Here is a 21,158-nt window from a genome sequence, read left to right on the forward strand (position 1 = left end):
AGCGTGTCCCGCTGGTCAAGCAACCGGCTTGAGTTTACCGGGCGCGGTCCATTCGGCGCCCTTCATGAAGGAGTCGTTCGGCGTCTCCGCGAGATGGTTGGTGTAGTTGGAGATCAACTTGGTCGCTTCGAGCACGAGCACGTCGAGCAGTGCGCGGTTGTCGTAGCCCGCTTGCCTGAAGGCCGCGACGTCGGCTTCGCTGACCACGCCGCGCTGGCGAGTCAACTTGGCGGCGAACAGGCGCAGCGCCTCGAGCTTCGGATCGGCAATGGGACGGCCCTCTCGCACCGCAGCGATCGCGGCAGGGTCGACCTTGGCCATGCGCGACAGGTTGGTATGGCCGGCCATGCAATAGGTGCATTCATTCTCGTAGATGATGGCCAGATAGACGATGTTGCGTTCCTGCGGAGTAAAGCCCGTTTTCTCGGCGATTTCCCATAGCGTGCTGTACGCCTCGAGCGCTGCCGGGCTCTCTGCGAGGACGCGGTGCAGGTTGGGCACAAAACCCCAGGTCTTCTGGACGCCGTTCAGGATCTCGGCGGACGCCGCGGGCGCGGTCGTGGCGTCCTGAAGTTTGAAGCCGTTGATCATTGTCCTTCTCCTCGATGGTCGATGAATGATGTGCGGGCAAACTCATCCATTCCGCGGCGCGGCGGCAGATGCGCCGCGGCCATATCATTCATTCCTCCGTGGAATGTGCATGAAACCGCCGACACGGTGTCTTCCAAGTTCGGCACGAACACTATCATCGCCAGAGCTTGATCAGTTGCGCCTCCACGCTTGGAAGATCTGGCCCGACGGCTACCGGCGCCGGCCACCCAGGCACGGCCAGCGTCGGCGGCGGAGCACTGCCCGGTCGGGCGATAAGCGCTGCCGGGCAACCAACGTTCTGCGCCCCGAGATTATCCCACACCTGGGTCGATACCATGCAAATCGCAGCCGTCGGTACCCACAGCTCCTCCGCGGCCATATGGTATACCCGTGGCGCCGGTTTATATCGACGCACGAGATCAACACTCAGCAATTTTTCAAAGAAACCATCGATACCTGCGCGCGTTAGCTGTACGCTCTGCGCGCCCTCCGGCGAGTTCGAAAGCGTGACTAGCCGAAAACCAGCGTCCTTCAATTGCTTCAGCCTTGCCGGTACATCGGAGTGCGCGGGCAGCGTGGCGGATCGCATTTCCAGTTCGACGATATCGGCCTGCTGTATCGAGACGCCGTGGATCGAGCCCATCGATTTGAACACGGCCTCCGACAAATTAAAGAACGGTATGTATGGTCCCCCAGCCAGGCTTATTGCCTCCGAGTGGAGGATGAGCCTTGTATACCACTCGTTCATGAGCCTGCCGTCGCCGAATAGCCGTTCAAACAGCGGTGCCAGGTGCCGGATGTCGAGCAGCGACCCATTGACCACGAACGCAAGGATCGACGGCACCGCAGCGCCGCTCTTGCTTTCTTGAGCGCGCGCGGGCTCAGTTCGCCCGACAGCACTCGCCGTCACACCACCAATTGCGGAAGCTCTGAGCCCGGCAAGTAGCTTGCGGCGCGGCAATGAGAGCAGAACATCGTCCGTCATCGGGTTCTCCTTTTCCATTTCGACGGCTGAGTATCCTTTCCTGCGCTTTGCGAGCGCAGCGCGTGGCTGCCGCGTCGAATTGGAGCGCCGACACGTCTCCGCAGTTGGTCCCGAATTTCCATCGCGCTTTAGCTAGCAACTTTCCAAGGATGACAGCAGCCAGATGGAAGCCCGCCGCTCTCGTCGAACTTTGGTGCGAAAACATTCATACGCAGGTTGGCCTTGAGCAACGGGCTTAAGTCCGGTGCCGAGTTTGTGATGGACCTACCGGCCGACATGATCCACCAAATCCGGAACAGACGCGAGAGAGGAGGACGATGGCACCAAAGACGCTTTGCGCGACGTACGACATTCTTCCGATCTCAATTCGAACAATACCCGGCTCATGGATCACGTGCTGATCCGAGAATGCTGCATTTTGCTGTTCCTTGCGTCAGTGGCGCCTGCATTCGATGGGAATCTACGCCAATCCGGAAACCTAGAGCCGCGGACCTACCAGTACATCGCAAATCCGTTGCAGCTCATCTCGGATGTTATGAGCAGGGACACAGCACTTGAGCATCAAAGCGAAGCAGTAAGCCGCACTCGATCTCTCAACGGGCGACGTGGCGTGTAGTGGAAAGCGGAAGTTGACAAAGCGGGTATATCGTTGCGAAGTTTTGAGTGCCTGCTTTAAGAGTCTTCGCAGTCACAAAGTACGGGCTAGCGGCGCGCATGGTTTCAGGCAGCAAGCAATATGTAGGGGGATGCCGTCTAGCTCTGGTGAACTTCAGCATTGAACGTAGCAGCGAGCATCACTTCCCTTGAACTTAAAGCTCGATCCGCCGTCCAATTTCTACCAAGGCATTGGAGGGTATTCTAAATCGGTCGATTGCGTGGGCGGAGTTTCGGGACATGAAAGCGAACAGCGCAACGCCACAACGCGAGAGCATATTTCGATTTTTGCGGCTTATGGGATCATGTCGCTCGATGTAATAGATTGGCTCATCCCACGCGGGCACTCCCTTTCTCGTAGCCCGGGAGATCACCGAGGGAAGGTCAGGAATCTCAACAAAACCAAAATGCACGGTGACGTGCCACACCCCCTCGCCAAGATTCTCGCATCGCATGCGATCCCGCGGACGAACCCTGGGAACGCTCTCAAAGCTAACCGTCAGCGCTATGGCTGTCTTGTGGAGACATCGTCCTTGTTTAACGTAGTTGACGATGATCGGCGGCATACCCTTGCCAGACCGCGTTAGAAAGATGGCGGTACCCGAAACGCGGACCACATTCTCGTTGCGGAGGCGACCGAAGAATTCGGTTCGTTGCTGGGGTCGCGCGATATTTCGCCGGTACAACGCCTCAACGCCGAAATGCCATGTGGTCATGATAGTGAAGACAAGGATGCCGAAAGTCAGTGGAATCCAGCCCCCCTCGAGGATCTTAAAAAGGTTCGCGGAGAAGAAGGCCAAGTCGACCGCCAGCAAAAGCGCCGCGGTTGCGGCAGCTTGATAGAGCGTCCAACGCCAGCGACGTCGCATCACCTCGTACAGAAGGACTGACGTCAAAACCATCGTTGTTGAGACAGCCGTGCCGTAAGCTCCGGCAATGCGCTCCGAATTTCCGAAAACTGCGGTCAAAGCAACTGTAAGGAACATCATGGTCCAATTCACGAAGGGCACGTAGATCTGGCCATATGCCTCAGCCGAAGTCTGATCGATCCGAACGCCAGGAAACCATCCTAGTTGCATTGCTTGTCGGGTCATCGAGAACGACCCGGTAATGATGGCCTGGCTTGCGATGATGGTTGCGAGGGTTGCCAAAGCTACCAGAGGGTAGATCGCCCAATCCGGCGCAAGCTTGAAAAATGGATTCGACTCCATATCAGGAGCGTCCAGAAAATTCCCGACCTGACCGGCATAGTTTAGAACGAGGGCAGGAAGTACGATACAATACCATGCAAGGCGGATGGGGTAACGACCAACGTGGCCCATATCAGCGTACAAGGCCTCACCCCCCGTGAGCGCCAGAAAAACACCACCAAGAACGGCAAAGCCAACGAATCCATTCGTACTCAGTAACCGGAAAGCGTGAACAGGGTCGAGTGCGCATAGCACCTGCGGATGCCGCACAATGGCACCGATGCCCAGCATGGCCATCGTTGCGAACCAAATCAGCATAACCGGTCCAAACGCCTTGCCGACGGTGGCTGTGCCTCGGGTTTGCAGCGCGAACAGGGCGACAAGGATTAGAACCGCGATCGGCATTGTGTAAGGTTTGAAAATGTCAGTCGCGACGTTCAGGCCTTCCACCGCACTCAAGACCGAAAGGGCTGGTGTAATGATGCCATCGCCGTAGATGAGAGCCGCCCCAAATAACCCGAAAATGACCAGCCAACGCCGCCGTCCTGACCGATCTTCACCGGTCATAGCCATGAGCGCGAGAATACCACCCTCACCGTGATTGTCCGCACGCATGACTAACACGTTGTATTTGACCGAGATCGTGATGATCAACGACCAAACTATCAAAGATAGAGAACCAAGGGCTTCCTCGGGCGTGAATTCATGTCCAATGATATGAACGATGGTCTGGAGCGTATAGAGCGGACTCGTTCCTAGATCGCCATATACGATGCCGAGCGCAACGAGAACCGTTGCGAGGTTCGGACTTTGCCCCAGCTTATTGTGAATCTCCCCGGCGAACCCGGTGTGGCGATTGAGGGCAGAAGTGGTCGAATAGGGCATAGTTTGCACCAAGGTCTGCGAGCAGTGAGATGCCGCCAGCGAAATCGATGACGCCCGCGGCCGCGGCCCACCCGCCGCCCCACACCCAATGGGTAACCGGCAAATAGACTATAACGAGCCACCCCATCGTAAAGAGCAGGACGAACGGAAAGCGCACGCGCTCGGGAAATGCGCCGATTATGAGCGCAGAGGTGATGACGGCGAAGGTCATTTGAAACAGCAGGAACACCACCTCTGGCAGGTTGCTGCGGAGCTCCTTGTTGCCGAAATGGACGAGGAAGGCGTTGTCCAGCGGACCGATCAATGCCCCGCCGTGGCCAAAGCTAAGACTGTAGCCGAATCCCGCCCAGAGCAGCGAGACGATGCAACAAATGCCGAAGCAATGCATCAGTACTGAGAGACGATTCTTCCGCGCGCGCGCCAAACCGCCGTAGAATAACACGAGCCCGGGAAACGTCATAAACAGCACAAGCGCCGACGCGACTAAGACCCAAGCAGTGTCGCCAGCGTTCGGCGTCATTGCTCCGCCGGCCCAGGCTGGCGAGGCGGCGCACGACAACATCAGCGCAAACACATACCGCCAGCCGACGCCTCTCAGCAAGAACGACATGGTGCTATCCCGTGGGCTCTGGCGGAGCCGTGGGCCTTGTCGCAACCGATTTACCGGCGGGCCCACGGTTGCCCGCATCAACGAACGGTCAACATATTCGGCGATCTTCTTGCGGTAACGCTCAAGCCTGCGCTGAACCTGGGCCGCGGCCCAGAGTTTCGCGGCGAGCACCGCGACTTTGCGCAGGCCATCGGTTTGAATTCGGTCGTCGCTCATGCTTGCCTTTCCGCGGGATGAGTCCGTACCGCTGCGATTCCCAGTGACAAGCGCGACAAGGGCAATGCCGACCGGTAGCATCAGGGACCGCTATGGTCGGCGCGACAGAATACTGCCGTGCCGCTCGCAAGATTTGATCGAACTGTCGACGGCTAGAAACGGTGACGAAGGTGGCCCAATGCGGCATGTGTGTTCGCCCACAATCGTCCGCCGTGTACTTCGACGATCGTACGACAGATCGACAGGTCTCATCCCCACGGCTTTATCGTGTAGAATGCGTCGAAAAGACCTTCGACGGCCTCCGGCGTCAGCCCCAGGCCCGCGTCTCGCACAGCGAGAACTCTGCCTTCTCTCCTCCTTGATCTTGACGAGCAACTCCTGTCTCCCATCGCAGGCGTCATGGCGTTAATTGTTGACCTCACAACCGCGACAGTCCGTCATTGAATGCGAACTACTCTCGTTGGCGTGTGGCCTCGAATAGGAACCAGGTTCGCCGCTCGGCTTCATCAATCCAGTTTTCCAACAGACTTGCGGTGGCGATATCGCCGTACGCGTCACAAAGTCCATGCGTTTCGCGCAAGTTCGCGGTGAGCTGCTTGTTGTCGTCACGAAGCTCGGCGAGCATGTCCATGGGCGTCACGAAATCTGCGTCGTTGTCGAGGATGCGTTGCAGCCGACCGATGTGCCCGATTGATCGCAACGTCGTGCCGCCAACCTTGCGAACGCGTTCGGCAATAGCATCGGTAGCGGCGAAGATCTGATCGCCCTGCTCATCCAGGAGGAGGTGATAGTCGCGAAAGTGCGGGCCTGCCATGTGCCAGTGAAAGTTCATGGTCTTCAGGTACAACCCGAACATGTCGGCGAGCAGGATGTTCAACGCGCCTGAAATATCTCGTATAGCATCCGACTTCAGATCTGTGGGCGTCTGGAGCGAAGCAGTTTTCAGCTCTTTGGCGTTTCGAATGCTCATACGTTCGATCCTTTCACGCGTTTCGGCAGTTTCCAGCCGGGGCGCACATAATGACAGGTGTAGCCGTCTGGATAGCGCTCGAGATAATCCTGATGCTCGGGCTCGGCTTCCCAGAAGTCGGCGGCAGGAGTGACCTCGGTCACCACCTTGCCAGGCCAAAGATGTGAAGCATCGACGTCCGCGATCGTGTCTTCGGCGACCTTCCTTTGCTGGTCGCTCGTATAGAAGATTGCTGAGCGGTAGCTCGTGCCCCAATCGTTGCCCTGGCGATTGAGAGTGGTCGGGTCGTGAATCTGAAAGAAGAACTCCAGCAGAGTCCGAAAGCTGGTCTTTCCGGGATCAAAAGCGACCTCAATGGCTTCGGCATGCCCTTCGTGATTGCGATAGGTGGCGTCCTTCACCTTTCCGCCCGTGTAACCGACGCGCGTGGAGATAACGCCCGGTTGTTTGCGGATCAGATCCTGCATGCCCCAGAAGCAGCCCCCCGCGAGGACAGCGCGCTCGATCGTCATTCAATAATCTCCACTTGATCGAGGCAGGCACCGTCGCCCTCCGCTTTCATTTGATCGCGCGGACTGAAAAGCGACGAAGCCGAGTTGGCGCAGTAGCGCAAACCGTCCCCGCCTACGGCGCCTACCGGCGCTCCGCCACCCACGTAGCGCCGCCGATGCCTGCAGCACCCACGCCAGCGCCAAGTACACGCCGCGTCCCCTTTCCCGCTGCCAGCAACCGCAAGTCGCGTCGGCACTACGGACACCAAGCAGGGTGGATTGCCCGACTCCTTGAATTCCCGATGATCATAATGCATTCCGTTCCATTGCTGAGTTGAGTGACTAGCACGAGATTGAACACCCAAACCACCCTCCGTCATCCCGCTATCGGTTGTTTGACACGGAATGTGCCTCTCATCGACGAAAGCTCGCATACCTCAAAATGGCCTTCTGAATTCGTACTATGACCGAGGTCCCACTTCTTCGCGCGTTGTCTTCTGCAAAGAAAGGTTGTCTTCTGCAAAGCAATGAAAACTCGCAAGGGCAAGTGACCACTTCAGTGAGTGTTGAGTGCCGATCGAGGGTTTCTGCTCGCGGCTCCTGACACTGGCGGGACTCTTGTTCGCCATTGACCGAAGTTGATCGCCTAGTAGCGTAAGTGTCGAGGCAGGAATGTAAGAAATATCACCATTGCAGAAAGCGTCCCTCTGCTTTGTCACGGCATCAGTGACGTTTCATTCCGGCAAGCCTGACTCGCGTAAGGCCCGCTCGATCCGTGATCTTGCATCGGCGGCAGGTAGAACCCTAATTATCGATATTTCGAGGCATTGAATCGACAATTCCACTGATGCTCCTGGTATACGGGCTCGTTTCTTGGATCTCGCGATTCAACTGCGTGTTTTTTCTGCCGCACGTGTCAGATCCTGCTTGAGCAAATAGAATGAAGCGACCAGAAACAGAACATCCTTCATCAAGAAACCGAGTGGCAAGGTCATGATCGGAAATCCGCCCGCCTCGTTGGCCCAGCCATCGGGTAGGAAAGGAATAATGCTTGTGGTGCCGATGAAGGTTGCGATCGACCCTAGCGCGCCCAGAATGCCAAGCTTCGGGCTCCAATAGCCAAGGAAAATGAGAGAGCCGAAGATCGTTTCGGTCGTCCCGAGGAAGAAGCCCGCGCCGCGAACGCCGAAAGCTGGAAGCAGCCAGAAAACGATCGGGCTATGGCTGATTAAGGGGACTAGCATCTCCGCGGTGTACTGGCTCCACTTTTGGATGCTGAAGGCGAAAAACGTAAAAACCATCGCAGCACGAATCAAATGACGGTCAAGACCACTCCGAAACGGGGCGGCCTTCGAAACATAAAGAATAAGCTGGTTCGACTGATTCATGATGTCATTTCTCTCATTCCTATTTCCACGACTGGATCGCCGTCGCAGACCTCTAGAAAGCGGCGGAACGGCATCCGTTCGCCACCTGCCGCTAACCATAGCTGCTCTATCTCTGTTAAGTCGTTCGCCCAGCGCGTTGGTTAGGGCCGGCACTGCTGTGGGCGAAACCACGAAACGAATGGTCAGATGAGTCTCGCCGGCGGCCGACGCCTGGCGACGGGCCTATCCCAGACGGCTGTCGCCGTGCTCCCTCATCCGCCGGTAACCGCAAGTATCGTTTCCTTGATCTTTGCTTTGGCGTAATTGCCGGCCTGTTCCAGCTCAACATGCGGGAAGTTAGGCAACTCGTTCGCCGCAACCACGCAGTCGACAATGGTTGGGCAATCTGACTTGAGCGCTTCGTCGATAACGTCGCGCAACTCGGCGGGTTTTTCGGCCTTGAAGCCAACCCCACCGCAGGCGCGCGCTAGCGCCACATAATCCGGATTGGGGAAGTCGATACCGTGTTTCCAGGCCGGCACCCCGATCGCTTCGGCCTCGAGCGTGATCAGTCCGAAAGCCGAATTGTTATAGACGAAGCACTTAACCGGCAGCTTATGATGCACGGCAGTGAGGAATTCGCACATCAGCATGTTGAAACCGCCGTCGCCGCAAAGCGCTATAACTTGGCGCGAACGGTCGAGTGCCTGAATGCCGTTGGCCTGACCAAGCGCGGTACCAACGGCGCCATTGTTGAACGAGCCGATGATCCGCTGCGCGCCACTCTGGCGGATCCAGTTGCCCGACCAGAGCGTATTGAGCCCGGTGTCGATGACGAACACGGCATCGCGCGTGGCGAGGTCACTCACCCCACGCGCGACCGCCTGCGGGTGAATAACACTCTTGCTGCGCGCGGTATCGGATTGTTTGTCTAGCATCTCGTCCCAGGTCCTGCGCCGGGTCGCAATGAAATCGAAAAATTCCCTGTCGCTCTTCGGCTTCACCCGACCGAGCAGCGATCTGATCGTCGGTCGTACTGACCCGTTGACGCCGAGCTCAGTCGGGGTGCGGCGGCCAAGCACGCCCGCCCGGTCGTCGACCTGGATGACAGCACCCTTGCGGGGTAAGAATTCTGAATACGGATAATCTGTGCCGAGCATCAAAAGCAAATCGCAATGCATGGCGGCTTGATAGACCGGTTTCGTCCCGATCATGCCGATGCCACCCATCCAGTGCGGATCGTTATAAGGCATGATGTCCTTGCCTCTGAAGGAATGGATCAGTGGCGCCTTGAGTCGATCGGAAAGCGCACGCAATTCTTCGGCTGCGCCATGACATCCAGCACCGCACATGATGACGATGCGGCCAGCTTCGTCGATGCGGCGGGCCATCTCGGCAACATCTGCTTCGCCAGCGGATATTTCTGGTCGCGGCTTGAGCGTGGTAACGCTGGCAACGCTGCCGTCGGACGTCGAGCCAATGACATCCTGTGGCAGCGTCAAATGTGCGACGCCACGGCTACCATAGGCGGCAGCGATGGCCTGATGAATAACGGCCGGCGCCTGTGCGGCTGAGGAAATGGTCTCGGTATAGAGCGAGACATCACGGAATAGCAGGTTTGAATCTGTCGCCTGAAAATAGTCGGTGCCCTGCTTCTTGCGCGGCATCTCTCCAGAGAGTGCAAGAACCGGTGCGTGGTCGCGATTTGCTTCGTAGAGGCCTGCGACGAGATGGGTGCTGCCAGGTCCGGTTGTTCCGCAACAGACGCCGAGCCGACCTGTGAGCTTTGCTTGGCCCGCAGCCGCGAGCGCTGCTCCTTCCTCATGGCGGACGCCGATCCATTCAATTTCGCTGTGGCGAACAGCATCGGCGATCGGATTAAGCGAATCGCCAATCAGCCCGAATATCTGCCTGACACCAACCTTTCCGAGCACGTCGACCAAAGTACCAGCTACTGTCCGTGACATCTGCATCTCCTGCAATTGGAACCTTTCAGATCGTCTCTGCCAAGACGCAAAGTCCGGCCGCTATTTAGGTTTTGACTTTTGGCAGGGCACCTAAAGCATTGCCACTTACGTGAGGTCGAGAGCCGCTCGTACGCTTTAGGGGTAGCCGGTTAACACGAAAGCGCATATCTCGTCTGTTTCGGAAATGACATGACTTAGGACGTTTTGCGTCAATCAACTCACCGGTACGTTCCGTCCTGAGAGGACGCCGTGATCGCCTTCTTTAGCTTGTTCCTGAAATCAACATCACCGCTCGTAAACCTCGTGTGCGATGCTGTTGGTCGCGGTTCTCACGCGACCGCCGGCGATAGCTTGACAGCATTCGCGTTGACATCATCAGATTGTCATGCCGGCACTAGTGGTTCATCACAGTGATTTTGACGTGGCAGAGAATCTCGATGCTTCGGGGAACGCCGGGCTGACCGCGAATGAAACCGTTTCGTTCGAGGGTGACGATCATTTGGTGGACTGACGGCGAGCTGACGCGGAAATGGCGCTGAATGTCGGCTTCGGCGGGCGGCTGTCCGAACATGTACGAATAGGTATGGATGAAAGCTAGGTAGTGACCCTGCTCGGCAAGCACGCCGCCCGCAAGCTCAAGCGGACGCAGATTTTGCTGGCGGCCGATAGGAGCTGCCGCGAAGAAGAGATTGCCCGGACCGTGAGTATCAGCCTTTCCATCGTCAGCCGGACCAAGCGCCGCTTCGTGGAAGGCAATCTGGAGCGGGCCTTGAGTGAGGAGCCGCGTCTGGGCGCAGAGCGCAAGCTGACCGGAAAGGAGGAGGTCCTGCTGGTGGCGACGGCATGCGCCAAGCCGCCTGCCGGCCGCAAACGCCGGACGCTGACGCTGCTGGCCGACGGTCAAGCTCACCGATCACGACAGCCTGTCGGGCGAGACCGTGCGTCGCCGGCTGGCTGAGAACGATCTCAAGCCATGCCGCAGGGACATGTGGTGCATTCCCCATGTCGACGGCAAATACGTCGTCCGCATGGAGGACGTGCTCGATCTCTACGCCGAGACACCGGATCCCGCCCGGCCGCTGGTCTGCTTCGACGAGACCCCCGTCCAGCTGATCGGCGAGGTGCGCCAACCGGTCCCGGCCCAACCGGGACAGCGCGAGCGCTACGATTACGAGTATCGCCGCAACGGCACCGTCAATCTCTTCGTCACCTTCGATCCGTATCGGGGCTGGCGCAACCTCAAGCCCACCGATCGCCGCGCCGCCGTGGACTACGCCCACTGCATGCGTGAGCTCGTCGACGTCCATTATCCCGACGCCGCCTGCATCCGTGTCGTGCAGGACAATTTGTCGATCCATAAGCCCGGGGCGCTGTATGAGGCCTTCGCGCCCGCCGAGGCCCGACGCATCCTGTGCCGCCTCGAATTCCACTACACCCCGAAGCACGCCAGTTGGCTCAATATGGTTGAGTGCGAGATCAGCGTGCTTCAGCGCCAGTGTCCCGGCCGCCGCATCGACGACCCCAAAAGGCTCCGAAATGAGATCACAGCATGGCAACGGCGGCGAAATAAAACCCGAGCCCGAATCAAATGGATGTTCACAACCGACAAAGCCCGCGCCAAACTCGGCCGCGCCTATCCAGCCACCGCCAAAGAGTCAAAATCACTGTGATAGAACACTAAGCCAACGCGGCAATCAGCTTGCCTTTACACAGATACAGAGTTGAGCCGTTACTCGAACGCGAACGAGTCGGCGCCAGCGGGGTACTGACGAGCGGAGACAAGTCGACCGGACCGGCTCGGCTCGACCGTTCTCCCAATGTCGCGCCGTTCGCCCTCATCGAGTACGTTCGTTAGACAGATGAAGAACGAGAAGACCGCGAACCCGGCTCTGACACGTGCTCGCCGAACTGCAGGCGATCTCGCGCCGACCACCACCGTTGAAGCGTCAGCGTTTCGGCCCAACCTGGAAGTTATCGTTTTGCTCCGAACTAAAGCCGAAGATTACGTCGTGTATGGCACGAATTGCAATCTTCAATGAAACGCAGAGAGCTCTCGATGGCGCCTCCGACGGGACGTTGCGCTTCTGTCTGTGGTTGTTCGAGCGCGCGAATACGGCATCATCCGTTCGTGACCGCTCGCCGATCACCGAGATAATCGATCGCTATCTTCGGCAAGATTAGGCCTAAGCTCATGGCCAATACGACCTCGATGGCGGTCACACCATCTGCGATTGTAGCGCCAACCAGCTCCGATGTTGCCTGCGCCGTATCGGCAATTTGCATCAACCCGCTGATCATTCTGAAGGCGTAGACGCCGGGTATCATCGACACCACGGACGCAAAGCCGATGGCTGCGAACGGCAAGTGCCGCCGGCGCGAAACCGGAGCAAGCAGCACCCCGACGACGAGACAGGCCACGAGAGCGCCTGCTACGACTCCAAAACCGAACTTGGTGATCGCAACCCACCGAAAGGCATGGGCCAGCATGCCGACCGCCACAGGCCATCCCAGCATGTTTATGGGGGTCGAGAAAAATACGCCGTAGCAAGCCACCGCCACGCCGGCAGCTATTACATCCAACCACAGAGGAACCGCCGTGCCGGTCGGATCAACCGGCAAAGACACCTGGAATACCGCGAGGCCTAGAAGTAGTCCGGCCGAGATAGCGACCACAACGAGACTGGCAAAAATCAAGCGCGCAGCACCGAGATCGATGCGGCCGCCGATAAGGTCAATCGCACCATTGAGAAGATGTGGACCCGGCACAAGCACCATACAGGGGCAGACCACGACCAACCGTAAGGCCGTGCTTAATTGATAGCGTACCGCCAGTCCGCCCATGAGACCTGCAAGCAGCGCAGCGCAGAACGGTTGTATGATGATGTTCGTGCTTACTCTGGCGATTGCGCGGCGCAGCACGGCGCCCGCGCCGGAGCTTGCGATGATCAGCAACGCAGTAAACTGGTGCTGAATGCCGAAGATGATTGCCAATGCGGTCGCGGCGGCCGCCGCGGCAAGGGCAAAGAGCCACGTTGGAGCCGGCTGTGCTTTGGCGATGGTGTCGATCCGCAAGCGCGCATCAAGTGGGCAAAGCCGGTCGGCCTCTATCTCAGCGATCGCTTCCATCGCAGACGCGACGCGGCCCATATTTAGGCCGGTTGGATCCGCTACGACGCTCGAGATCGGCGTCGAGCCTCCACCCATCGAGCGCAACTGCAGTTCACCCCAGCGCAGCGACAGGTCGGCTCGGATGCCGAGCTTGTCACCGAGCCGCCGGCCCGCGGCGACGACCTGATCCGTAGCCTGGCCGTTGACATAAACAACCCTTGTGATTGCAAGGATCAAGCCGGAAAGCTCATCATTGGTCATGGCTGTTGCTCGGGACAGAAATACAGGACTTTCCAACATCGACCTGCCGTGCCGTGATCACGTCTCCTTTTAGCCTGCGGCAGATGCCCTCGCCGCAGTCGCGACGTAGGGTTTCACCATCTTGGCAGGATCAACGACGCGGTCGAACTCTTCTTCGTTGACGAAGCCAAGCTTGAGCGCGGCAGCCTTCAGCGTCAGATCGTTGTCGATGGCGTAATGCGCGATCTTCGACGCCTTGTCGTAGCCGATCACCGGCGCGAGCGCCGTCACCAGCATCAATGAACGTTCAACATATTCATTGATCTTCTTCAGGTTGGGCTTGGACCCCTCCACTAGGAATTTGCGGAAGTTGACGCAACCGTCGCTCAGGATCGTAATCGATTGAGTGATGTTGAAGATCATCAGCGGCTTGTAGACGTTCATTTCGAGGTATCCGCCGGCCCCACCAAAGCCGACCGCGACGTCGTTCGCCATGACCTGCACCGCGATCATGGTGAGCGCCTCGCACTGGGTCGGGTTTACTTTGCCCGGCATGATCGATGAGCCAGGCTCGTTCTCCGGTATCAATAATTCGGCAAAGCCCGCACGAGGCCCGCAAGACATCAGTCGGATGTCGTTGGCGATCTTGTAGAGCGAAACCGCGAGCGTCCGGAGTGTGCCGGATAACTGCACCAGCGCGTCGTGAGCACCCTGCACGGTAAATTTGTTCGGCGCGGTCACAAAGGGGAGACCGGTGAGTTTGGCGATTTCGGCTGCCGCCGCCTCGGCGAAGTCGGGAGCCGAATTGATGCCGGTACCTACCGCAGTGCCGCCAAGCGCCAGCCGATAGACACTCTGCAGGGCCGCTTCGATTCGCTCCAGGTCGTCCGTCAGCATGCCCACATAGCCCGACCATTCCTGGCCCAGCGTCAATGGGGTCGCGTCCTGCATGTGCGTGCGGCCGATCTTGACGATGTTGTCCCATTCTTTGGCTTTGACGGCGATAGCATCGCGCAGTGCTGCCACCGCCGGAATCAGGCGTTGCTTTACGTTTACGGCGGCTGCGATGTTCATCGTCGAGGGAAACGAGTCATTCGACGATTGCGCCATGTTGACGTGATCGTTGGGATGGACTGGTGTGTGGCTGCCAAGCGCCGTGCCGGCAAGCTGGCTGCAGCGGTTGGAGATCACCTCGTTCACGTTCATATTGAATTGCGTGCCGCTGCCTGTCATCCAGACATGCAGCGGGAACATATCGTGATGTTGGCCCGCCAGGATTTCGTCACATGCCTGGACGATCAGTCTGTGGCTCGCTTCGTCGAGCCGCCTGCTCGCGTTGTTCGCATTGGCGGCGGCTTTCTTCAGAATCGCATAACCTGTGATCATCTCGCGGGGAATCAGATCCGTGCCGATGCTGAAATGCTCTAGCGATCGCTGCGTTTGCGCTCCCCACAGCTTGTCTGCAGGTACCTCGACCAAGCCGAGACTGTCGCTTTCTTTCCTAAAGTCGGTCATGTGCGTTTCCTTCTTGGCTGCTCACGCATACGAATGGGCTCGCGCTCTGCCGACGATTTGCCGCCGACGATTTTGCGGATCGCGCCTCCGCGGGATCTCCAGCATCGCTCAGACGGCGTCGACGACAGCTTAGGCAAGGGTCTGATTTCTCCACATCGATCGATGTACCATCAAAGTCATGCTTCCCGACACGAAGCAGCGGATCAATACGCCTGCAAAACCGTAAAATGGCCGACCATGCTTCGCCTGCATTGTTCGGCTAGATGCCGACCGCGTCGTCCGCCACGTCGTCCAACCGAAGCCCCATTTACTCCTGTGTGTTTCCTTCGCGCTTACCGCATCGCCCGAGCGTGATGTCCCTCCATCCGCTCCTCAAGTGCACATCTCCGTTGCGCACTTGGTACGCATCTCGCCTGGAGAGAGTCGCTCAGTCTTGGCAGCTGAGCGAGTTTAACGTTGTAAGATGGTGTTAATCGTCGGTCTCTCGCGACATCTTTGGTCGAGGATAAGGCTCATGACTTGGCGCTTGGGAAAAGCGACTTGTGCGCCAATGGCGTGCGAAAGCGCGTTCGCCATCGAGCCGCGCGCCAATGAGCCAATCATGCGGCGTCTGCCGTTCATGCGAAGGTCGCGCGCGGCCCAGATCGTCGGAGTTCCAACATCGTAGGTGAAAGCCGCATTTTCATATGCGTGCTCACTAATCAGGGGCGTCTGATATTATGGATGGATCGTTGGTCCCGCCACACGCGCCGCAAGATCCTCCAGGCCTGCGCGAACCTCCTTATAGCTCGCGAGGGACGCAGCGAGATGAGCGCCGTCGAGCTTCGGCAAGAGCGCGGCACGCGTTGCTTTGCCGTCACCGACAAGACCCGGGTCGGGGCCGGGTTCTCCTGCCGAGGTTCTCCGGACGCAACTCGATCTGCGCGATCTTGGCATCCGTCGGATAGAACTGCCGGTAGGGACGACCGGTGCTTGGCAATCAATAGCGTGTCGCAGGTCAGCATCGCTCCGTAGTCCGATGAGAACCCGATCAGCCCGGTCATTCTGACGTCGTACGGGCTTTTCCCACTCGGTGTGCTACTTGCCGCCAAGCGCGTTGACGATCGGCGCACCCTGGCGCTCAGCCAACGCAATCACCTCGTCATGCGCACCTGCTCATCCCCGCCCGCGGAGCAGGTTCGATGGAATTTGCGCTGCGATTGCGAGGACGGGAACGCGAGAGCGGTGGCAATCGAAAGCCCGTTGATCAGTGGAGATTTTCCTGGTCCACAGCTGCTGGCACACGGCGAGCCCGCCTGCTGAACGGCTGCGGCTTCCTAATGACGCGTGTGACGCCACGCGATGTCTCCGCAACGCCGCTCAGATTCCGTGAAGCAGAGTGTTGTTGACGATTCCGTAGACGCGGCGTACGCCGATCGAGCTGAGATTCTCGTTGATGATGTCGGCCGCCTTATATGCCATCTGCTAGCTCCTGCTCTGCTGTTCGCATTTCGCGACGAAGGCCCCTCTTGTCGCCTGCGGGCCAATGGCATGCCCTGGAGCGCCATCCGAGATCAGCCGTGCGCTTCGCTGGCGCGTCACGAAGCTCCAGAGCCAATCAAATGCGACGACGATCTTGCTTCGAAAGCCGATGAGAAAGAGGATGTGGACGAGGCTCCAGAACATCAGCGCGACAACTCCGGACAGTCGCAACTTGCCCATGGCTACCACGGCCGATTTCCTACCGATGACCGCCAGATCACCCTGGTGCTTGTACGAAAAGGCGGGCGAGTTCACCCCGTTGCAGACACGCCCTGCAATGAGGCGACCTACATACCGGCCCATTTGCTTTGCCGCCGGGGCCAACCCGGGAACCGGCCTTCCTCCAGATTGCGCCGCACTCGTATCTCCGATGGCGAAGATGTTTTCGTGCGGCGGCACGGAAAGGTCAGACCGTACGATGATCCTATTTGAGCTGTCGTGTTCGGCGTCAAGCCATTGCGCCGCCCTTGAAGCCCGAACGCCTGCCGCCCACACCACTGTCGCAGCGTCGATTCGTTCAGGTCCAAGGGACACGCCGCGCTCGGTACATTCTGTCACACTCGAGCCGATTTTGACCTCCACGCCCATCTCGATCAACGACCGCTTGCAGCGTTCCGAAAGGCGTTCCGGAAAGGCTGGTAGAAGCCTCGGGCCGGCCTCGACTAGAACGATCCTCATTTTTCCTGGATCGATCCATCTGAACTCTCCCTTAAGCGTTCGATGGGACAATTCAGCAACGGCCCCAGCCATCTCCACGCCAGTCGGTCCGCCGCCAATTACAACCGTCGTGAGGCAGCGTCGTCGGACCTCATCGTCCTCGCTCCGCTCCGCCAATTCGCACGCGGATAGGAGCCGCTCGCGAAGAGCTCGAGCATCGTCGATTGTTTTGAGACCAGGAGCAAACGGTGTCCAACCCGGATGACCGAAATAGGCGTGCGTGGCGCCGGTCGCGACGACCAAATAGTCATAGGGTAACGTCGTTACGCCGTCGGTTACGGTTTTGCTCGTTGGGTCGATGGAGTTGACCTCCATCATGACGACGCGGACGTTTTTCTGCCTGGCGAAGACCGACCTCAACGGCCAGGCGATATTTCCGGGCGAAAGCGCGGCGGTCGCCACCTGGTACAACAATGGTTGGAAGAGATGACAATTTCTGCGATCGACAAGCGTGACCTCGACCGGCGCCGATTTGAGGGTTCTGGCGGCGGTAAGGCCACCAAAACCTCCGCCGATGATGACAACGCGAGGCAACGCCGCGGACGACACTCGGGCCCCTCCGGTGCTGCTCATCTCCCCGATCCGCGCTAATCGATGCGACCGTAGACGGGGACGAAGGCTTTGTCGCCTATTAGACGGCTGATATCTTGCGGGCGCGCTATTCGGGCAAGTCCGCGATCGAATATGTGCTCCGCGATCCTTGCCGCTACGTGCAAAGAAGCCGTCAATATTTTGCTCTGGGGCGGATAGATTAGACCAACATCGAGACTGTCCTGGCCGACTTGCTCTGCGACGGCTTTGGCAGCAACGATGAACATCTCCTCCGTCACCCTCTTGGCTTCGGTCGCATAGACGGCCATGCCCATGGCGGGGAAGATGTAGACGTTGTTGCCTTGGCCAGGCACGAAGTGCGTGCCGCCGACGGTCAGTGGAGGAAATGGACTGCCGCTCGCAAAGATCGCGCGACCCTTCGACCAGGTATACGCTTCCTCTGCCGTGCATTCCGATCGAGACGTCGGATTGGAGTAGGGGAAGATGATCGGCCGCTCGTTGATTTCCGAAATGGCCTCGATAACTTTCTGATTGAACAGTTTTGGCACTGTACTCACGCCGATGATGCCGGTCGGCCTCAGTGCCTTGATCGCTCCGGCAAAATCGCCTATCGGCGCGTGCTCGATCGCGAAAGGTTTCTGAAAATCCCCGAGCTTTCTCGATGACGTCAGCAGACCATTGATGTCGTACAAGTTGTTGCGGCTTCTCGCCTGCTGGAGGGTCAGGCCTTCCATTGCCATCGCCTGCGAGATCAGTTCAGCTATCCCTGTTGCGGCGGAACCGGCACCGAGAAAGAGGAATCTCTGATCGATGAGCTTTTGGCCGCTGATCCGCAACGCCGCATAAATACCGGCCAGAGCCACCGAGGCAGTCCCCTGGATGTCGTCATTATAGGTGCAGATTCGATCGCGATATTTGGCGAGGATTGGGACAGCATTGATGTTGGCGAAGTCTTCCCACTGGATGCAGCTCTTAGGGAAGAGCTCTTGCACGGCTTCAACGAATTCGTCAATGAAGGCGCAGTACGGTTCGCCGCGCACGCGCGATTGACGCAAACCGAGATAGAGCGGATCCTCGAGCAAGGCTGCATTATTCGTCCCAACGTCTATGGTGATCGGGAGACACAATTCCGGAGGAACACCCGCGCACGCCGTATAGAGGGCGAGCTTTCCGATTGGAATACCCATGCCGCCAACCCCGAGATCGCCAAGACCGAGAATCCGCTCACCATCGGTTACGACGATGAACCGCACGTCTTTCTGTGGCCAGTTTAAAAGCAATTGTTTGATACGGCCCTTGGCCGAAATCGGTAGGTAAATGCCGCGGGCGGCATGAAAGATGTGGTCAAACTTCTGCGAGGCCTCGCCGACGGTTGGCGTGTAAACAAGCGGCATGAACCCTGCGGGGTCGGACATCAAGACCGCGTAGTACAGAGTTTCATTTCGCGCCTGCAAGTCCGACAAGAATAGATACTTCTGCAGGTCACTGTCCAACATGGCAAGCTGCGTGTGTATCCGGGCTATCTGGTGGTCGAGCGACGCGGGCACCGGCGGCAGCAGACCTTCAAGTCCAAGATTTCGCCGCTCTTCATCGGAGAATGCTGTTCCCTTGTTGGTGTGCGGGTCGCGCAACAATGCATAGCCTTTTGCGTTCAAAATCATGAACAACTCCTAATCGCTACTAAGCGTGACGTCACTCCCCACGACATTCGACGGTTTGCTTTGGAAGCCATGGGTGACAGTCAGTCTGGCGAATTCGCTAACAGTGGCCCCTATTCGTTCCGTGCATCGTACTAAGAGCGATAGCCCGCTCTGCGGTCTTCCCGCAGAATCCACGATATGCCATCTTTTGCGCATGCGCGTTCTCTCAAGTGGCGCCCATCAAACCCTTCGAATCATCGCGCAACCTTCCCAGCTCAGCGAGTTTAATGTTGTAAGATGGTGTTAATGCTCGGCGATGAGAGGTCGTTTTGCGTGTGCACACTAATCGATTGACGGCCAGACTAACGATCTGTCGCGAGATCAGTCTCAGCAACATTCACGATACTATCGTAGCACCGGCACCATCGCGGGCGATAGTTCTGCAGATCGCATGCTGCTTGCCGCTTTCACCTGCAGGCGGACGGCGAGAAGCAAAACCATTTCAGGGGCCCATCTAATGAGGCGAAGCGAACGCGTTGCCCGCGCAGTCTCTTTCGCTTCGCGGACGTGACGCGAGACCGCCTGACGTACGGGCCGGTTAACTGCCGGCTCGCGAGCGAGCTACGTCGGCCGCGGAAATGCCCTCGAGCGCCAACCCATAGCCGACGCTCTCATCAACCAGGCGACGTAACGGCTGGGTGAGAGCCACGCGAGTGTAGCTGGCAGTCAATGGTGGCAGCGTCGCGATGCTGGCCGCGATCTCCCGTGCCCGCACATGCAGGTGGTCTCGGCTCACGATCTCGTTGACCACTCCCAACTGCTTTGCTTCCTTTGCGTCCAGCGTCTGCTGGGTAAGAACGAAGTAGCGACCGCGGATCGAGCCGATCAGGTGCGGCCAAAGCGAATGGATTCCATCGCCGGGTACGATTCCGAACCCGAAATGCGGTTTATCCTGAAACACGGTGTCTGGCGTGGCGATCACGACGTCGCATAGAAGAACATATTCGGAATGCACCGTCGTTGGGCCGTTCAGGGCGGCGATCACCGGCACCGGAATATCCAGCAGGTTCGCAAGAACTTTCTTCCCCTCCCGGTAGATCTTGTCATACCCTCGCGGCGTGAAAAAATCGAAGCCCGCTGGGTCGATACGATCGATGAAGGCTTTCCCCGCGCCTGTTAGAATTACCACGCGATTATCGGCATCTTGGCCGATCTGGTGAAACAAATCCACGAACTCCTCGTGGGTATGCCCATCGAAGACGAGTGTGTCGCCGTCAGTGTGCAACACCACTTCGAGAATGCCGTCGGGCGAGCGAGTGAGCTTGGCGTGAGGAAATGCGCTCTTGTACGTGTCGATCTTGGCCATAGCCGATGTCCTCAGTGTTGTGACGCTGTAGATGGCGCTCTCTCCATCACCAATTCCAGAGCAGTCTGGCTCACGCACGCGCGTCCTCTCAACTGACGCCAGCTGGAACATTGGTGTGGCGCTTTCTCGTTTAGCAGCCACGACAGATAATAAGCTTGCGATCCAATTCTTTGTTGAGGCGATCTTGTTGGCGCTCCCACTCCGATATGGAATCATCGATCTGGATGTCGGCTCGTCGTGGTTGTCGGTGACCGATCGGCGCTCGCCATGGCAAACGCGAAGTCAGCGCCAGGGTGCTATTTCGATCGTGGACGCCGATTGAAGCATCGCTATTGTCGTTCGATGTGGTGCCGCGGACCGGGAGATCGGGAAAGCCGCTCACACTGCCTTCTTGCGCGGCGGTCGCAGCTGGCAAATACCAACCGATCATGACAATACAGGCCGCGATAGCGGTGGCATGTCTCGCCGATTGGCTTAGGGTCGAGATAGGACTCACGACGACACTCCTCTTTAGCAGACCGCCGATCCGCGTTGTGGGTTGCCAGAAAGCCGCCGGCAAGTTTTCGGGAGGCT

At 58.2% G+C, this 21,158-nt stretch carries 15 protein-coding genes and 3 pseudogenes; 1 reads left to right on the forward strand and 17 read right to left on the reverse strand.

Annotation, left to right across the window (positions count from 1 at the left end):
• Positions 1-15 precede the first annotated feature (15 nt).
• From QA640_RS32600 to QA640_RS32645, 10 genes and pseudogenes are all read right to left on the reverse strand, one after another.
• Positions 16-591, reverse strand: a complete 576-nt coding sequence (locus QA640_RS32600; RefSeq protein WP_283036929.1) for a carboxymuconolactone decarboxylase family protein — start codon at positions 589-591, stop codon at positions 16-18.
• A gap of 154 nt (positions 592-745) precedes the next feature.
• Positions 746-1,576 carry a haloacid dehalogenase type II gene (locus QA640_RS32605; protein WP_283036930.1) on the reverse strand — a complete coding sequence of 277 codons (831 nt, stop codon included), beginning with the start codon at positions 1,574-1,576 and terminating at the stop codon, positions 746-748.
• An 809-nt stretch (positions 1,577-2,385) separates the two neighbouring features.
• Entirely contained in the window at positions 2,386-4,305 is a 1,920-nt protein-coding gene (locus QA640_RS32610) for a KUP/HAK/KT family potassium transporter (protein ID WP_283036931.1), read from the reverse strand.
• On the reverse strand, positions 4,241-5,131 hold the full coding sequence (locus tag QA640_RS32615; RefSeq protein ID WP_283036932.1) for a hypothetical protein: 891 nt from the start codon (positions 5,129-5,131) through the stop codon (positions 4,241-4,243). Before QA640_RS32615 ends, QA640_RS32610 begins: the two co-directional genes overlap by 65 nt.
• A 451-nt stretch (positions 5,132-5,582) precedes the next feature.
• Positions 5,583-6,101 (reverse strand): DNA starvation/stationary phase protection protein, encoded by a 519-nt coding sequence (locus tag QA640_RS32620; protein ID WP_283036933.1) that lies wholly within the window; start codon positions 6,099-6,101, stop codon positions 5,583-5,585.
• The gene (gene msrA / locus QA640_RS32625; RefSeq protein WP_283036934.1) at positions 6,098-6,613 is read right to left on the reverse strand and encodes a peptide-methionine (S)-S-oxide reductase MsrA; all 516 of its coding nucleotides are present in this window, start codon (positions 6,611-6,613) and stop codon (positions 6,098-6,100) included. Before msrA ends, QA640_RS32620 begins: the two co-directional genes overlap by 4 nt.
• Positions 6,610-6,717, reverse strand: a pseudogene (locus QA640_RS32630) (peptide-methionine (R)-S-oxide reductase); the annotation flags it as partial. The gene msrA and the pseudogene QA640_RS32630, both read right to left, overlap by 4 nt.
• Before the next feature lie 762 nt (positions 6,718-7,479).
• Complete coding sequence (locus QA640_RS32635) at positions 7,480-7,980, reverse strand: DUF417 family protein (RefSeq protein ID WP_283036935.1); 501 nt, start codon at positions 7,978-7,980, stop codon at positions 7,480-7,482.
• A gap of 251 nt (positions 7,981-8,231) precedes the next feature.
• Positions 8,232-9,926: a thiamine pyrophosphate-binding protein gene (locus QA640_RS32640; RefSeq protein WP_283036936.1), complete on the reverse strand. Its 1,695-nt coding sequence runs from the start codon at positions 9,924-9,926 to the stop codon at positions 8,232-8,234.
• A gap of 394 nt (positions 9,927-10,320) precedes the next feature.
• Entirely contained in the window at positions 10,321-10,575 is a 255-nt protein-coding gene (locus QA640_RS32645; RefSeq protein WP_283042951.1) for a hypothetical protein, read from the reverse strand.
• On the opposite strand from QA640_RS32645, the pseudogene QA640_RS32650 reads away from it, so the two are divergent.
• A pseudogene (locus QA640_RS32650) lies at positions 10,540-11,596 on the forward strand (IS630 family transposase); the annotation flags it as partial. The gene QA640_RS32645 and the pseudogene QA640_RS32650 sit on opposite strands and share 36 nt — an antisense overlap.
• Before the next feature lie 448 nt (positions 11,597-12,044).
• Here QA640_RS32650 and QA640_RS32655 read toward each other — a convergent pair.
• The 7 genes and pseudogenes from QA640_RS32655 to QA640_RS32685 form a co-directional block, all read right to left on the reverse strand.
• On the reverse strand, positions 12,045-13,295 hold the full coding sequence (locus tag QA640_RS32655; protein WP_283036937.1) for a threonine/serine exporter family protein: 1,251 nt from the start codon (positions 13,293-13,295) through the stop codon (positions 12,045-12,047).
• 69 nt (positions 13,296-13,364) lie between these two features.
• A complete protein-coding gene (fumC, locus tag QA640_RS32660) occupies positions 13,365-14,789 on the reverse strand; it encodes a class II fumarate hydratase (RefSeq protein WP_283036938.1) in 1,425 nt (474 codons plus the stop codon).
• Positions 14,790-15,296: 507 nt separating this feature from the next.
• Positions 15,297-16,250: pseudogene (locus tag QA640_RS32665) on the reverse strand (thiamine pyrophosphate-dependent enzyme); the annotation flags it as partial.
• A gap of 3 nt (positions 16,251-16,253) precedes the next feature.
• The gene (locus tag QA640_RS32670; RefSeq protein WP_283036939.1) at positions 16,254-17,600 is read right to left on the reverse strand and encodes an NAD(P)/FAD-dependent oxidoreductase; all 1,347 of its coding nucleotides are present in this window, start codon (positions 17,598-17,600) and stop codon (positions 16,254-16,256) included.
• A 14-nt stretch (positions 17,601-17,614) separates the two neighbouring features.
• On the reverse strand, positions 17,615-19,240 hold the full coding sequence (locus tag QA640_RS32675) for an NAD-dependent malic enzyme (RefSeq protein WP_283036940.1): 1,626 nt from the start codon (positions 19,238-19,240) through the stop codon (positions 17,615-17,617).
• A gap of 577 nt (positions 19,241-19,817) precedes the next feature.
• Positions 19,818-20,585, reverse strand: a complete 768-nt coding sequence (locus tag QA640_RS32680; RefSeq protein WP_283036941.1) for an enoyl-CoA hydratase/isomerase family protein — start codon at positions 20,583-20,585, stop codon at positions 19,818-19,820.
• Between the two features lie 130 nt (positions 20,586-20,715).
• On the reverse strand, positions 20,716-21,081 hold the full coding sequence (locus tag QA640_RS32685) for a hypothetical protein (protein WP_283036942.1): 366 nt from the start codon (positions 21,079-21,081) through the stop codon (positions 20,716-20,718).
• Positions 21,082-21,158: the final 77 nt, after the last annotated feature.

It is taken from the genome of Bradyrhizobium sp. CB82 (genome assembly GCF_029714405.1).
GTDB lineage: Bacteria > Pseudomonadota > Alphaproteobacteria > Rhizobiales > Xanthobacteraceae > Bradyrhizobium.

What these genes read in the sequence shown, in the direction of transcription:
- QA640_RS32670 (WP_283036939.1), bottom strand. Translation starts at nt 17,600, where the DNA reads ATGAGCAGCACCGGAGGGGCCCGAGTGTCGTCCGCGGCGTTGCCTCGC.
- QA640_RS32620 (WP_283036933.1), bottom strand. Translation starts at nt 6,101, where the DNA reads ATGAGCATTCGAAACGCCAAAGAGCTGAAAACTGCTTCGCTCCAGACG.
- fumC (WP_283036938.1), bottom strand. Translation starts at nt 14,789, where the DNA reads ATGACCGACTTTAGGAAAGAAAGCGACAGTCTCGGCTTGGTCGAGGTA.
- QA640_RS32610 (WP_283036931.1), bottom strand. Translation starts at nt 4,305, where the DNA reads ATGCCCTATTCGACCACTTCTGCCCTCAATCGCCACACCGGGTTCGCC.
- QA640_RS32675 (WP_283036940.1), bottom strand. Translation starts at nt 19,240, where the DNA reads ATGATTTTGAACGCAAAAGGCTATGCATTGTTGCGCGACCCGCACACC.
- msrA (WP_283036934.1), bottom strand. Translation starts at nt 6,613, where the DNA reads ATGACGATCGAGCGCGCTGTCCTCGCGGGGGGCTGCTTCTGGGGCATG.
- QA640_RS32680 (WP_283036941.1), bottom strand. Translation starts at nt 20,585, where the DNA reads ATGGCCAAGATCGACACGTACAAGAGCGCATTTCCTCACGCCAAGCTC.
- QA640_RS32655 (WP_283036937.1), bottom strand. Translation starts at nt 13,295, where the DNA reads ATGACCAATGATGAGCTTTCCGGCTTGATCCTTGCAATCACAAGGGTT.
- QA640_RS32600 (WP_283036929.1), bottom strand. Translation starts at nt 591, where the DNA reads ATGATCAACGGCTTCAAACTTCAGGACGCCACGACCGCGCCCGCGGCG.
- QA640_RS32615 (WP_283036932.1), bottom strand. Translation starts at nt 5,131, where the DNA reads ATGAGCGACGACCGAATTCAAACCGATGGCCTGCGCAAAGTCGCGGTG.
- QA640_RS32640 (WP_283036936.1), bottom strand. Translation starts at nt 9,926, where the DNA reads ATGTCACGGACAGTAGCTGGTACTTTGGTCGACGTGCTCGGAAAGGTT.
- QA640_RS32635 (WP_283036935.1), bottom strand. Translation starts at nt 7,980, where the DNA reads ATGAATCAGTCGAACCAGCTTATTCTTTATGTTTCGAAGGCCGCCCCG.
- QA640_RS32605 (WP_283036930.1), bottom strand. Translation starts at nt 1,576, where the DNA reads ATGACGGACGATGTTCTGCTCTCATTGCCGCGCCGCAAGCTACTTGCC.